This window comes from Xanthomonas arboricola pv. juglandis, from assembly GCF_001013475.1.
In the GTDB taxonomy this organism is placed as follows: domain Bacteria; phylum Pseudomonadota; class Gammaproteobacteria; order Xanthomonadales; family Xanthomonadaceae; genus Xanthomonas; species Xanthomonas arboricola.
In genome coordinates this window covers 17248-31689 of record NZ_JZEF01000003.1, presented here as the reverse complement: position 1 = coordinate 31689, position 14442 = coordinate 17248, and the positions used below count along the sequence as shown (strand labels likewise).

10 protein-coding genes are annotated in these 14442 nt (G+C 66.7%); 5 read left to right on the top strand and 5 right to left on the bottom strand.

Annotated features, from left to right (window positions below):
- The first annotated feature begins 205 nt into the window (after positions 1–205).
- The 3 genes from XARJCFBP2528_RS11045 (at position 206) to XARJCFBP2528_RS11035 (ending at position 5293) form a co-directional block, all read left to right on the top strand.
- Positions 206–2854 (top strand): hybrid sensor histidine kinase/response regulator, encoded by a 2649-nt coding sequence (locus tag XARJCFBP2528_RS11045; protein ID WP_047124826.1) that lies wholly within the window; start codon positions 206–208, stop codon positions 2852–2854.
- Positions 2855–3167: 313 nt separating this feature from the next.
- Positions 3168–4517 carry an MFS transporter gene (gene tcuC, locus XARJCFBP2528_RS11040; RefSeq protein WP_026064334.1) on the top strand — a complete coding sequence of 450 codons (1350 nt, stop codon included), beginning with the start codon at positions 3168–3170 and terminating at the stop codon, positions 4515–4517.
- Entirely contained in the window at positions 4514–5293 is a 780-nt protein-coding gene (locus tag XARJCFBP2528_RS11035; RefSeq protein ID WP_016902548.1) for a substrate-binding domain-containing protein, read from the top strand. The genes tcuC and XARJCFBP2528_RS11035 overlap by 4 nt, the downstream gene beginning before the upstream one ends.
- Here the strand turns inward: XARJCFBP2528_RS11035 and XARJCFBP2528_RS11030 are convergent.
- Positions 5285–6187 carry a LysR family transcriptional regulator gene (locus XARJCFBP2528_RS11030; protein WP_026064333.1) on the bottom strand — a complete coding sequence of 301 codons (903 nt, stop codon included), beginning with the start codon at positions 6185–6187 and terminating at the stop codon, positions 5285–5287. The two genes, XARJCFBP2528_RS11035 and XARJCFBP2528_RS11030, sit on opposite strands and share 9 nt — an antisense overlap.
- A 365-nt stretch (positions 6188–6552) precedes the next feature.
- On the opposite strand from XARJCFBP2528_RS11030, the gene XARJCFBP2528_RS11025 reads away from it, so the two are divergent.
- Complete coding sequence (locus tag XARJCFBP2528_RS11025; protein WP_230673867.1) at positions 6553–8673, top strand: TonB-dependent receptor; 2121 nt, start codon at positions 6553–6555, stop codon at positions 8671–8673.
- Between the two features lie 511 nt (positions 8674–9184).
- A complete protein-coding gene (locus XARJCFBP2528_RS11020) occupies positions 9185–10255 on the top strand; it encodes an aldo/keto reductase (protein ID WP_016905040.1) in 1071 nt (356 codons plus the stop codon).
- 193 nt (positions 10256–10448) lie between these two features.
- Here the strand turns inward: XARJCFBP2528_RS11020 and XARJCFBP2528_RS11015 are convergent, their stop codons facing one another.
- From XARJCFBP2528_RS11015 to XARJCFBP2528_RS11000, 4 genes are all read right to left on the bottom strand, one after another.
- Positions 10449–11087, bottom strand: a complete 639-nt coding sequence (locus XARJCFBP2528_RS11015; RefSeq protein ID WP_024938967.1) for a response regulator — start codon at positions 11085–11087, stop codon at positions 10449–10451.
- Positions 11088–11279: 192 nt separating this feature from the next.
- The gene (locus tag XARJCFBP2528_RS11010; RefSeq protein ID WP_047124705.1) at positions 11280–12329 is read right to left on the bottom strand and encodes an ABC transporter substrate-binding protein; all 1050 of its coding nucleotides are present in this window, start codon (positions 12327–12329) and stop codon (positions 11280–11282) included.
- Positions 12329–13714 (bottom strand): sensor histidine kinase, encoded by a 1386-nt coding sequence (locus tag XARJCFBP2528_RS11005; RefSeq protein WP_016904740.1) that lies wholly within the window; start codon positions 13712–13714, stop codon positions 12329–12331. The genes XARJCFBP2528_RS11010 and XARJCFBP2528_RS11005 overlap by 1 nt, the downstream gene beginning before the upstream one ends.
- The gene (locus XARJCFBP2528_RS11000) at positions 13707–14408 is read right to left on the bottom strand and encodes a response regulator (RefSeq protein ID WP_016904741.1); all 702 of its coding nucleotides are present in this window, start codon (positions 14406–14408) and stop codon (positions 13707–13709) included. Before XARJCFBP2528_RS11000 ends, XARJCFBP2528_RS11005 begins: the two co-directional genes overlap by 8 nt.
- Positions 14409–14442: the final 34 nt, after the last annotated feature.

Here is a 14442-nt window from a genome sequence, read left to right as displayed (position 1 = left end):
CGCGAGACTCGTCGGCCGCGAGTTGGCGTCGGTTGACCGCTTCGACGCGTAACCCGGCAACGCACGCCAATGTGCGGGTCGCTGCGGCCGCATCCTTCAGGGGATGCGGCCGCAGTCGTTTTTGGGGGGCACCGTGGCGGCGAAGGGCGCAGGCCACCGCGCCGATGGCTGCACGATGCATCGGCACACCGCCATACTTGTCGCCATGTACGCCTCACAACGCCGCCGCCTGCTGTCCACGCTGTCCATCGTGCTGGGCGGCATGTTGGTTGCCATGTTCGCCGCCGGGCACTTCGTCGAGCAGAACGCCCTGCACGAGGAAAGCGCCACCGTGCGGCGTCAGCTGCGCCTGTACGCGCAGGCGTTGCAGCAACGTATCGATCGCTATCGCACCCTGCCGCAGATTCTGGCGCTGGACCCGGAACTGCGCGCCGCCGTTTCCGGCCCGTTGTCCCCCGCGCAGGTGGATCAGCTCAACCACAAACTGGAGCGCGCCAACAACGTCACCCGGTCCTCCACGCTGACGCTCATCAACCGCGACGGCATTGCACTGGCTGCCAGCAACTGGCGCGCGGCGCGCAGCAACGTGGGCGTGGATTACGCATTCCGCCCGTATTACCAGCAGGCACTGTCCAACGGCAGCGGAAGTTTCTATGGCATCGGCATGACCACCAGCGAGCCGGGCTATTTCCTGTCGCAGGCCATCGTCGATGCCGGCGGCCAGGTGCAGGGCGTGGTGGTGATCAAGATCGCACTGGCCGCGCTGGAACGCGAGTGGCTGCAGACCCCGGACATCGTGCTGGCCTCCGACGCCCACGCGGTGGTCTTTCTGGCCAGCCGCCCGCAGTGGCGCTACCGCATGCTGGCACCGCTGAGCCTGCGCGACCGCAGCGAATTGCGCAGCACCCGCCAGTATGCCGACCAGGACTTGTTGCCGCTGCGCCGCCGGTTGATCGAGCAGACCGGCAACGGTGGCGTGCTGGCCGAGGTCAACGACCCACCGCTCGCCGGCCCGGTGCTGTGGCAGACCCTGCAGGTGCCCGAAAGCGGCTGGCGCCTGCATTTGCTGCACGACACCCGCGCCAGCGCGGCGGCCGGCCGCGCCGCTGCGATCGCCGCAGCCGGTGCGTGGCTGGCGCTGGCCTTGCTGTGGTTGTTCGTGCAGCAGCGGCGGCGCCTGTCCGCCCTGCGCCAGCGCAGCCGGCACGAGCTGGAAACGCTGCTGCAACAACACGCCGAAGAATTGCGTACCGCGCAGGATGGCGTGGTGACCGCCGCGCAACAGGCCAATGCCGGTTTGAGCCGCAGCCTGGAACACCTGCCGCAGGGCGTGGTGGTGATCGACGAAGCGCTCGATCTGGTGGCGTGGAATTCGCGCTACGTGGAACTGTTCCGCTTCCCGCCCGAACTGCTGAAGATCGGCAGGCCGATCGAAGACCTGTTTCGCTTCAACGCACGCCGCGGCCTGCTCGGACCCGGGCCGATCGAAGCGGCGATCGAACGCCGCCTCAATCATTTGCGCAGTGGTAAACCGCATATGCGCGAGAGCGAGAAGGAAGATGGCACCGTGCTGGAAATCCGCGGCAATCCGCTGCCCGATGGCGGATTCGTCACCAGCTATGCCGACATCACCAGTTACAAGAACGCCGCGCGCGAACTGCGTTCGCTGGCCGACGCATTGGAACACCGCGTGGCCGAACGGACCCGCGATCTGGCTGCGGCCAAACGCGAGGCCGAGAGCGCCAATCGCTACAAGACCCGTTTCGTCGCTTCGGCCGTGCACGACCTGCTGCAACCGCTCAATGCCGCGCGCATGTTCGTCTCGGTCCTGCGCGGGCAGGTGCGCCAGACCGGCGGCGCGCGCGTGGTCGACAACATCGAAGGCGCGCTCGCCGCGCAGGACGCCATCCTCAACAGCCTGCTGGACATCTCGCGCCTGGAGGCAGGCAGCCTGAAGACCCAGGTGCGCGATTTCGCCATCGCCCCACTGCTGGAAACCCTGGCCCGCGAGTTCGGCATCCTTGCCGAAGACCGCGGCTTGGTGCTGGATTGGGTGGCAACGTCCGCCGTGGTGTTGAGCGACGAGAACCTGCTGCGGCGCATCCTGCAGAACTTCCTGTCCAACGCCATCCGCTACACCCCGCGTGGGCGCGTGCTGATCGGCTGCCGTCGTCGCGGCGGCTGGCTGCGCATCGAGGTGCACGACCAGGGGCCCGGCATTCCCGAGGCCTTGCAGGAAGAGATCTTCGAAGAATTCCGGCGCCTGGATGACGGCGTGGCCAACGATCGCGGCGCCGGTCTGGGCCTGGCCATCGTCGAGCGCATCGGCCGGCTGCTCGGCCACCGCATCGGCCTGCGTTCCACGCTGGGCAGCGGCAGCGTGTTTTCGGTGACCGTGCCACTGGGCGAACGCGCTGCGATCGTCAGGCAATTGCCGCCGCCAATCACCACCACCGCAGAAAACGCCAACGACCCGATCCTGCACGGCTGCCGCGTGTGGTGCGTGGACGACGACCCGCGCGTGTGCGAGGCCAGCCGCGCCTTGCTGGAACGCTGGGAATGTCGCGTCGACTTTGCCGGCGGCCCCGACGAGGCATTGGCCGCCGCCAACGCCGACGAGGTGCCAGAGCTGCTGTTGCTGGATGTGCGCATGGGCGAGCACTACGGTCCCATGCTGCTGCCGCAGTTGGTGCAACGCTGGCAACGCGAACCACGCGTGATCCTGGTCACCGCCGAACCCGACCCGGCGCTGCGCGAACATGCGCTCGACCTGGGCTGGGGATTCCTGACCAAGCCGGTGCGCCCGCCCGCGCTGCGCGCACTGGTCACCCAGATGTTGTTGCGGCGCGGATAGGTTGCCCGGCTGCCGGCACTGCATGCTGCCTAGCAGTTGATGCGGAGCGGAAGCACACGCGCTGCTCAGGACTGATCTGCGCATCGGCAGATCGAGACAGCGTTCGTTTCTACGCCCTGGATCGATAAACGCCCACGCCTCGCGGACCCCCTGCATGCACCTGCTGCGTGCCACGTTCGTCGCATCGCCGCCAGGTCGAGTCGAACATTGCTCCGGCGTGTTGATGTTCAACGCGCATCAGTCGATGAGAAAGCAGCAATTATCAATGCCGGCCCGCTCCACCAGAATCGATCGCCTCACCTATCAGACGCACGTGCATACCTATCGTGGAGGGCGATCTATGCAGACTTCGAACCTTGAGGCAACGCGGCAGTCGAAACTGGGGATGGTGCTGAGGGTGACCTCGGGCAACTTCCTCGAGCAGTTCGACTTTTTCCTGTTTGGTTTCTACGCAACCCAGATCGCCGCGGTGTTCTTCCCGGCGAGCAATGAATTCGCCTCGCTGATGATGACCTTCGCAGTGTTTGGCGCAGGCTTTCTGATGCGCCCGCTGGGCGCGGTGATCCTGGGCGCCTACATCGACGATGTCGGGCGCCGCAAGGGCTTGATCGTCACCCTGGCGATCATGGCCAGCGGCACGGTGCTGATCGTACTGGTGCCGGGCTATGCCAGCATCGGTTTGTGGGCACCGGCACTGGTGCTGCTCGGACGGCTGCTGCAGGGCTTCTCGGCGGGTGCCGAAATGGGCGGTGTGTCGGTGTATCTGGCCGAGATGGCCACACCGGGGCGGCGCGGCTTCTATGCCAGTTGGCAATCGGCCAGCCAGCAGGTGGCCATCGTCGCTGCGGCCGCCATCGGCTATGCGCTCAACCAACTGATGCCGCCGCAGGATCTGGCGCAGTGGGGCTGGCGGATTCCCTTCGCCATCGGTTGCGTCATCATCCCCTTCATCTTTTTGCTGCGGCGTCGCCTGGAAGAGACTGCGGAGTTCGCGCAGCGCACCCAGCGGGTGACGATGAAGCAGGTGATGCGCGGGCTGGCGAACAATGCCGGCACCGTGATTGCCGGCGGCTTGATGGTGGCGCTGACGACGACCGCGTTCTATCTGATCACCGTGTACGCACCGACCTTCGGCAAGAGCGTGCTCAAGCTCAGCACCGGCGACGCATTGATCGTGACGCTGCTGGTGGGCATCTCCAACTTCCTGTGGCTGCCGATCGGCGGCGCGCTCAGCGACCGCTTCGGCCGCAAGCCGCTGATGGTGACCATGGCGGTGGTGTGCGCACTGAGCGCCTATCCGGTGCTCGCGTTCCTTGCATCCGCACCGAGCTTTGCGCATATGTTGCAGGCGCTGCTGTGGCTGTCCTTCCTCTACGGCATCTACAACGGCGCCATGATTCCCGCGCTCACCGAACTGATGCCGGCGCATGTGCGGGTTGCGGGCTTCTCGCTCGCCTACAGCCTGGCCACGGCAGTCTTTGGCGGGTTTACGCCGGTGATGTCGACCTGGCTGATCCATGTCAACGGCGACAAGGCGGCCCCTGGGTACTGGCTGGTGTTCGCGTCGGTGTGCGCACTGTTGGCGACGCTGTTCCTGTATCGCCGGCATGGCAACGCAGCGGCAGCGGCCGGCCTCGATGCGGCTGCGGGAGCGGCGAAATGATGCGGGCCTTCTGGAAGAAATTGCTGGCTGCGGTTGTCGCCACGGCCCTGCTGTCGCCGACCGCAGCCGCGCAGGATCTGACCGTGATGACCTCCGGCGGTTTCACCGCCGCCTTCGAACGTCTGGCGCCGCAGTACAGCAGGCAGACCGGAGTGACGGTTGCGACACTGCACGGCCCTTCGATGGGGCAGACGCCGCAAGCCATTCCCAACCGGCTTGCGCGTGGCGAGCATGCCGATGTGGTGATCATGGTGGGCAGCGCGCTGCAGAAACTGATCGATGCAGGACTGGTGGACCCGGCATCGCGGGTGGAGCTGGCCGACTCCCGGATCGGCATGGTGGTGCGCAGTGGCGCACCCAAGCAGAAGATCGATACCGTCGAGCAGTTCAAACACGCGTTGCTGCAGGCCGATTCCGTTGCCTATTCCGACAGCGCCAGTGGCGTCTACATCGAGACCACGCTGTTCAAGCAGCTGCAGATCCAGGGCCCGATGATGGCCAAGAGCCGCAAGATCGAACGCATCCCGGTGGGCTCGGTGGTGGCCGACGGCAGTTATCAGCTGGGCTTTCAGCAGATGGCCGAACTGCTCCCGGTGGCAGGCGTGGATGTTGTCGGCAAGATCCCCGAACCGCTGCAGTCGATCACGCGCTATGCCGCGGGCGTGCCGGTCAGCGCGGATCATCCCGCAGCGGCCAGGCGCCTGCTTGCCTATCTGCAGTCGGGTGACGCGCAGGCGGTCGCGCGCGCGACCGGCCTGGATCCGGTCTCACCGTGAGCGCGCGGGCATCCGTCGCACCAGTTCCGCCAGTTCGAGCGCGGTCGGTGTCAGCGTCCGCCCACGGCGTTTGAGGATCCCCACGTTGCGCAACACCTCCGGTTCCACCAGCGGCACCGCCGCCAGCACCGGGTGCGGGCCGGAAGGCATGGCGATCGAAGGAACGGCGGCAATGCCGACGCCGGCCTCCACCAAGCCCAGCAATGTAGTGACGTGGCGGGTTTCGCAGATGCTCGGCTGCTCCGGCGTGAATGCAGACAGCGCCCGATCCAGCACCAGCCGGTTGCCCGAGGTCTTGTCGAGCGTGATGTAGTCATGGCCATAGGCTTCCTGCCAGCTGACCTGCTCGCGCCCGGACAGGGGATGGTCCCGGCGGCAGGCAATCACATAGCGCTCCTGCAGCAACGGTTCGAACTCGACCTCCGGTGCCAGGTTGCCGCTGAAACTGACGCCGAAATCCGCCTCGCCGGAGGCCACTGCCGCACTGACGTGACTGGCGCTGCCATCGAACAGCCTGATGCGGATCTTCGGAAACAGCTGATGCAGCCCGTGAATCGCCTGGGGCATGAAGTAGTACGCCGCAGACGGCACGCACGCCACGGTCACCGTGCCCATCCGGCTGGATCCGGCATCGCCGATGCTCATCAGCGCCATGTCCAGGTCGTCGAGCATGCGCTCGACCTGCGGCATGAACGCCTGCCCGACCGTGGTGAGCGCGACCTTGCGCGTGGTGCGCTCGAACAACTTGACGTTCAACGCCGACTCGAGCTTGTCGATCCGGCGGCTGAGCGCCGGCTGGGTGATGCGGATGCGTTCGGCAGCGCGGCGGAAGCTGCCGTTTTCGGCAACGGCACGGAATGCCTGTAGATCGTTGAGGTCGAATTTGATGGTCACGATGCCGCGGCCGCGATGTTCGATGGCGGTCGCCATAGCATAGACAGTTGCCTGCTGCGCTGCGTGCGCAGACGCGTGCAGATGCGGCGCGCGCGGCTTGCAACATTCGTGCAGGCGGTCATCGCCGCAGGAATGCACAGGCCTGTTTCCGACGCAGGTGATACCTGCACGCGCGGCGCATGGCTCGGGCATCGCCGCGATGCTGCCAACGCGCGCATTCGCAACGCGCGACGCTGCGGCATGCCCAGCGTGGCGGCGCTCGCGCCTGCTAGAATGGCGATAATGATTCCCATTTAATCTTCACCTTTCGCGTTGCCGTGCACGTGCTGCGTCTGTGCCGACCGCGCCTTGGAGTTCCTTGCCCGATGAAATCTCCCGTCTCCGGATCGGCCGGCATGCCGTTCGTTGCCACCCTCTGCCTGCTCGCCTCTGCCACCGCGTCCGCGCAATCGGACGTCACCGACACGCTGGACACCGTGGTGGTCGCCGCCTCGCGCTCCAACATGACCGTGGCCGAATCGCCGCAGACGGTGTTGATCATCGACAAGGCGCAGATCCAGCAGCAGCTGACGATCTCCAGCAATTCCTCCGACGTGCTCGCCAACCTGATTCCCTCGTACACGCCCAGCCGCGGCAAGATGAACGGCAGCGGCGAAACCCTGCGCGGGCGCGCGCCGCTGATCCTGATCGACGGCGTGCCGCAGTCCAATCCGATCCGCCCCACCGGGCGCGAAGCGCACACCATCGACTATGCGATGGTCGAGCGCATCGAAGTCATCCAGGGGGCCAACGCCATCAACGGGCTGGGTGCCACCGGCGGCACCATCAACATCATCACCCGGCGTCCGCAGGACGGCTCATTGAACCAGCACATCGACGTGCAGGCCACCGCACCTACTTCCGAAACGCGTGCGGAAACCACCAGCGTCGAGACCCGCTACCGCGTGGACGGCCGCTCGGACAGGCTCGATTACCTGTTCTCGGCCAGCTACAGCGACCAGGGCCTGTATGTGGATGGACAAGGCCGGCCGATCGGCGCCGACAACACCCAGGGCGACCTGATGACGTCCAAGAGCTACGACGTGCTGGCCAAGCTCGGCTACGCGCTCACCGACACCCAGCGCCTGAGCGTCAGCGTCAACCGCTACCGCATCAAGAACGACAACGACTACATCGGCGTCGCCGGCAACCGCGCGCAAGGCCTGCCCACCAGCTCGGTGCGCGGCACCCCGCAGGGCACCGCGCCCTGGAACGATGTGCTGACCTCCAGCCTGTCGTACACCCATGACGATCTGGCCGGCATGCAGCTGAGCGCGATGGTGTTCAACCAGGAATTCGAAGGGCTGTTCGGTGCCGACAACTCGTCCACGTTTCAGGACCCGCGCATCGCCCCGGTCGGCACCTTGTACGACCAATCGCGTTCGGTCGCCTCCAAGTGGGGTAGCAAGATCAGCCTGACCAGGGACGACCTGCTCGACAGCCGGCTCAAGCTCACCGGCGGCGTCGACCTGCTGGCCGACACCGGCAAGCAGGATCTGTACGGCACCGGGCGGACCTATGTGCCCGAATCGGACTACCGCAATCTGTCGCTGTTCGTGCAGGGCGAATACAAGCTGCTGCCCACGCTGACCCTGCACGCCGGCGTGCGCCGCGAAGAAGCCGAGTTGAAGATCGACAGCTACCAGACGCTGTGGCGCTACAACCGGGTCGCTGTCGAAGGCGGCACGCTCGACTTCAACCAGACCCTCTACAACACCGGTCTGGTCTATACGCCGCTCGAGGGTGTGAGCTTTTTCACCAGCTATTCCGAGGGCTTCGGCATGCCGGACGTGGGCCGCGTGCTGCGCGCGATCAACACGCCGGGCACGCGCGTGGCCAGCCTGAGCACGCTGGAGCCGATCCTGACCAAGAGCGTGGAAGCCGGCACCCGCCTCACGCGCGGCGCCTTCGACGCGGACCTGAGCTACTTCCAGTCCAACTCGGACCTGGGCACGCGCGTGGTGCCGATCAACGGCGCCTTCATGATGAGCCGCGAAAAGACCCGCGTGCAGGGCGTGGACGCCAGCCTGGGCTATCGCCTGGATGCGGCACATCGCCTGCGCCTGTCCTACGCCTACACCCGTGGCCGCTATGACAGCGATAACGATGGGCAGCTGGACGCACGCCTGGATGGGCTCAACGTGGCACCCAATCGGGTGATCGCCTCGTGGTCGGCGCAGTGGACGCCGAAGCTCTCCTCGTTCGTGCAGGCTCAGCATGCCTTCAGCCAATCCTTCGACGAGGCCGACAAGCGTTTCAGTGGCTACACGCTGGTGGATGCGACCTTCAACTACGCGTTGCCGCGTGGTGCAGTGCGCATGGGCGTATCCAACCTGTTCGACAAGCAGTACATCACCTACTACTCGCAATCGGCCCTGGTCGAACCGCTGCGCTACTTCGCCGGGCGCGGCCGCACCATCACGCTGGGGTATTCGCTGGATTTCTGATGGCGCGGCGTGATTGTTAGCAGTGCGCGGGATACGCCTGTGCACGCGTGCTGCTGCGCATGGATGCCGATTCGTTGCGTCATTTAGATGCAATCAACAGCCTAGGCGGTCGAGGGCGCGGTGCCCTCGCCGCACCAGACAGTTTGCTGGCTGTTTTATTGCAAGCCATGCGCACCAATCAACTCGACTGGTCCTTGCCCGTCCACCGTCGCGGGACCTTACGCGGCATGGATGCCGCGTAAGAGCCTACAGGGACGTACTTGCGGCGTGTCCTGCGAGGGTGGGCGGGCAAGGGCCCTGCAACGAAGTCGCAGATATCAGCGTCTTGGTCGCTCAATCGCGCCCCAGGAGCACGGATCCCTACGTGACGATGCCGAGGTGCCGATCCGGACGATCCGGACGATCCGGACGATCGGGCAAGGATGCCGGATCACCAGGCTCACGCCGACCCGGCGGCCCGCGGCACAGTGCATCGCAACACGCACAACGCCACTACCGGGAGACACACCGCATGAGTCAGACACTGTCGCTGGACCACTATCGCCTGCTTGGCCGCTCCGGCCTGCGCGTCTCGCCGCTGTCGCTGGGCACCATGACCTTCGGCGAAGACTGGGGCTGGGGCGCGGACGCGGACGAAGCCAGGCGCATCTTCGATGCGTATGCCGACCACGGCGGCAATTTCATCGACACCGCGGTCAACTACACCAACGGCGGCTCCGAGCGCATCCTCGGCGCGCTGCTCAAGCACCGCCGCGAGCGCTTCGTGCTGGCCACCAAGTTCACCATGGCGCGCGATCCGGACAACATCAACGCAGGCGGCAATCATCGCCTCAACCTGATCCGATCAGTGGAGACCAGCCTGCGCCAGCTCGACACCGACCGCATCGACCTGCTGTATCTGCACGCCTGGGATTTCACCACCTCGCCGGAGGAAGTGATGCGCGGGCTGGAGCATCTGGTGCAGTCAGGCAAGGTGCTCTACCTCGGCATCTGCAACACCCCGGCCTGGCGGGTGGCGCAATTGCAGACACTGGCCGACCTGCGTGGCTGGTCGCCGCTGGTGGCGCTGCAGATCGAATACAGCCTGGTCGAGCGCAGCGTCGAACACGAGTTGCTGCCGATGGCACGCGAGCTGGGCCTGGGCGTGTTGCCATGGTCGCCGCTGGGCGGTGGCATCCTGACCGGCAAGTACAGCCGCGCCGATCTCTCCGACGACAACGCGGCCGAGGTTTCGACCAGCCGCAAGGGCGTGATCGCCTCGACCGGGCATCTCAATGCACGCTCGCTGGAGATCGCCGATGCGGTCGGTGCAGTCGCCGAGGAACTGGGCGCCTCGCGCTCGCAGGTGGCGCTGGCCTGGACCTTGCGCAATCCGGCCGTGGTCTCGCCGGTGATGGGCGCGCGCACGCTGCAGCAGGCCGAGGACAACTTCGGTGCGCTGCAAATTGTCTTGAGCGATGAACACCTGGCTCGGCTGGATCGGATCAGCGCGCTGGCGCCGATCTTCCCGGAACGCTTTATCGGCCGGCCGATGGCGCAGCAGCTCATCTACGGCACCTACAAGGTGCAGTTACGCAGTTGATGGATGCATCGCCGACGGACGATCCGTCGGCAGCGATGCACTGCCTCACGTGCAATGATCTTTCACCGACAACGGCACGACCGATCAATCCATCGCGTCATCGCGCGTTTGCATCGCCGTTCTGCACGGCGCTGCGTCCCAGCACGTCATCGTCATCGCAAAACACGATGCAGCACACGATCACCAGGAGCGATCAGCCCTCGCCTTCCGGCTCCAGCGCCTTGACCAGCACTGCCGCCTGCGTGCGGCTGTAGCAATCCAGCTTCTTCAGGATCGCGGTGACGTGCACCTTGACGGTGTTCTCGGCCAGCCCGAGTTCGTGTGCGATCTGCTTGTTGAGCAGGCCATCGGCCAGGCTCAGCAGAACGCGGAACTGTTGCGGGGTGAGCTGGGCGAGCTTGGAGGCCAGTTGCGCGTCGGCCTCCGAGCGCTCGGCAGTCATCGGCGGGAACCAGGTGCCGCCCTCCAGCACGCTGGCCACCGCAGTGCCGATCGATTCGGCCGGGGTGGATTTGGGAATGAAGCCGGCCGCGCCGAACTGCTGCGCGCGCCGGATCACGCGTGGGTGATCGTTGGAGGAGATCACCACCACCGGGATGTCCGGATGCTCGCCACGCACGTGCAACAGCGCCGAGAAGCCGCGTGCGCCCGGCATCGCCAGGTCCAGCAGCACCAGCTCGGCCTGTGGGTGCGAGCGCAGCATGGCGCTCAGCGTGGCGGCGCTGGAGGCCTCCACCACATCGGCTTGCGGCAGGGTCTGCTGCAGCACATGGATCACGGCGGCACGGAACAACGGGTGGTCGTCGGCGACGAGGATGGTGAGATCGGCCATGCGCCAAGTCTGGCACATGGCTGTGTCGGTTTCCCGCGCCCGGGCATCCACCCCCGCCCCGCTGCGCAGGCATCTGGCCTGCCGGGCAGCCAGCATGTGCGTGGAAACCGCCGCCCCCATGCCCTGCACGCCAAGGCCGGCAGCGCGCACCGCGCCGGCATGCGGCCGTTCGCGCAGCTCGTCAGCGCTCGCCTAGCGCGGCGGCTGCGTGCTGGCCCGCCAGGCATCCAGGAACTGCCGGCGTTTGAGCTTGTCCAGATACACCAGCAGGCCGGGGCCAAGCGGGATCGGCCGGAACGGCGGCTGCGCCGGGCCGCCACGGCCGCCGGCGGCCGGCAGGATCGGCATCAGCCGCGCCTCGCGCGAGAGCACCTGCTGGCCGCGTGGCGAGAGCAGGTAATCCAGGAACCTGCGCGCCTCCGGCGCGTGCGGTGCAGTCCTGGGGATCACCGCAGTGCGTAGCGCCACCAGCGTGTAGTCCTGCGGCTGCACGATGCCCAGCGGCGCGCCGGCGTCGATGCGCGTCTGCGCGTAGGAGCCGAGCACGTTGTAGGCCAGCAGCAGCTCGCCACGGCTGACGCGGTCGAGCAAGGTGCCGGTGCGTTCTTCCAGCCTGACCTGGTTGGCCCCCAACGCGGCCAGCAACGCGCCGGCAATGCTGCCGACCTGCCCGTCCTGGGTGGCGAACAGATAGCCCACGCCGCTGCGCTCGACATCGTAGGTGCCAACCCGGCCGCGCAGCGGCGCGTCGGGCGCGCGCAGCAAGGCCAGCAACTGCCGGCGTGTGCGCGGCACCCGCGCGGCCGCCAGCTTGCGCGTGTTGTAGACGATCGCCACCGGCTCGTAGCTGATGCCGAACACTTCGTGCCGCCACTGCGCCCAGGCCGGCAACGCTTCGGTCTGCGCGGAGCGATGCGCAAGCGCGTGGCCGTCGTTCACCAGCTTGGTCTGCAGGTCCATGCTGGCGCTGATCAGCATGTCGGCGGCAGCCGTGGCCTTGCCCGGATGCAGATAGCGCTCGTAGATATCCCAGGCGATCACGTCCTCGTAGATCACCTCGGTGCCCGGATGCAGGCGCTGGTAGTCCTGGATGACCGCGCCGAACACTTCCAGATCGGTGGAGCCTTGCACGCGTAATTGCGCCTGTTTTGGGCCATGCGCGGGAAACACCCGCACATCGCCGGGCGCGGCCCGCGCAACAACCGGCGCCAGCAAGACCACCATCAGCAACAGCACGCGCATCACCGCGTCCCTCCAGGAAAATGCAACGAGGCGATCAGCCCGCCGCCGACGCGGTTGCTCAGATCGATGCGCCCGCCGTGCGCTTCGACCACGCGCTTGACGATGGCCAGCCCCAGCCCCGCGCCGCCGGCCGGCGCATCCGGCCCGCGGACGAAACGCTCGAACACGCGCTCGGCTTCGGCGGCGGGAATGCCGGGGCCGTGATCGGCGATGGTCAGCACGTGATGGCTGCCGTCGCTGGTGAGCGCGACCTGCAATGGCGCCCCGGCACCGTATTTGCAGGCGTTGTCGATCAGGTTCTTCAGCGCCTCGCGCAGCAGCAATGCATCGCCGCGCAACAGTGCCGGTTGCGGGTCGATCGCCAGGTGCACGCGCGGTGCGCCGTCGCTGCGCGGCAAGGCCTCGTGCAAGGCTTGGTGCAGCACTTCGGCCAGGTCCACGGTGGCAAAGCGCTGCAGGTTGGCGCGGTGGATCACGCTGGCGTCGCTGAGCAATTGATTGAGCAGCCGGCTCATATGGCTGGCATTGCGCTCGATCGCCACCAGGCTGCGTTGCATCTCGCGCGGGTCGTCGTCGTCCATCGCCAGCTGCGCCTGCGCGCGCAAGGCGGCCAGCGGCGTGCGCATCTGGTGCGCGGCTTCGGCCATGAAGGCGCGCAGGGTTTCGTTGCTGGACGACAGCCGCGCCATGAAGCGATTGAGCGCGGTCACCATCAACTGCATTTCCTGTGGCGCCGGCACGCTGAGCGGTTTCAGGTCGGAGGGCTCGCGCCGCGACAGGTCGCGCTCGATACGCTGCAACGGGCGCAGGGCGCGATACACGCCCAGCCACACCAGGCCCAGGGCGAGCAGCGACAACACGCCGATCGCCACCAGTGCGTTGAGCACCACATCGCGTGCCACCGCATCGCGCGCGCGCCGGGTCTGACCGACCTGCACGCGCACCTCGCCCTGCCCGGAGGCCGATGCCACCCGATGCATCACCACCGCAAAGCGCACCGGCTCGCCGCTGTAGACGGCATCGAACAGCACCGGGCGCTCGTCGCCGGGCGCACGCGCCGGCAACGGCAAGCTCTCTTCACCGGTGATGGTGCGGCCTTGCGCATCGAACACGCGGTAGAACACGCGGTCTTCCGGTGCCATGCCGAGCAGGTCCAGCGAGGCATACGGCAGGTCCACCTGCCAGTCGCCGCCGACCAGCGCCACGCTGTCGACGATGGACAGGGCCGAGGACACCAGCAGGTGGTCGTAGGAGCGGTTGGCGGCCCGCTCGCCGTAGTCGCGTGCGGCAAAGAACAGCACCACCGCGCCCAGCACCGACAGGCTGCCCAGGTACAGCAGCAAGGTGCGCCGGATCGACGGTGCCACCATGCGCGGCTCAGCCATCGACGCCTGGCTCCACCGGCGCATGCGGATCGGCTTCTTCGAGCTTGTAGCCGGCGCCGCGCACGGTGACGATGCGCAACGGCGCGCCCGCTAGCTTGCGACGCAGGCGGCCGACATACAGCTCAATCGCATTCGGCCCGGCATCGTCGTCGAAACCGAACAAGCCGTTGCCGATCTCGTCTTTGCCCACCACATGGCCCAGGCGCCCGATCAGGATCTCGAACAGGCGGTATTCGCGATTGGGCAACTCGATCGGCACCCCGTCCAGCACCAGCGTGTGCGCGGCGTTGTCGAACACGAACCCGCCGATCTGCACCACCTCGCTGGCCTGCCCGCGGTTGCGCCGCAGCAGCACCCGGCAACGCGCCTCGAACTCGCGGAAATCGAACGGCTTGCCGAGGTAGTCGTCGGCCCCGACATCCAGCGCCTGCACGCGGTCTTCGATGCCATCGCGCGCGGTCAGCATCAGCACCGGCGTGGTATCGCCACGCTCGCGCATCCCGGCCAGCACGCGCAGGCCATCCAGCTTGGGCAGACCGATATCCAGCACCACCAGATCGAAGCTCTGATAGCGCAGCACACTCGCCGCCGCCAGGCCATCGGACTGCCAATCCACCGCATGCCCGCTACGGCGCATGCGCCGCACGATGGCATCGGCGAGATCGGCGTTGTCTTCGACTAGCAGCAGGCGCATGGGCGGGGAATCGAGAATCGGGAATTGGGAATCG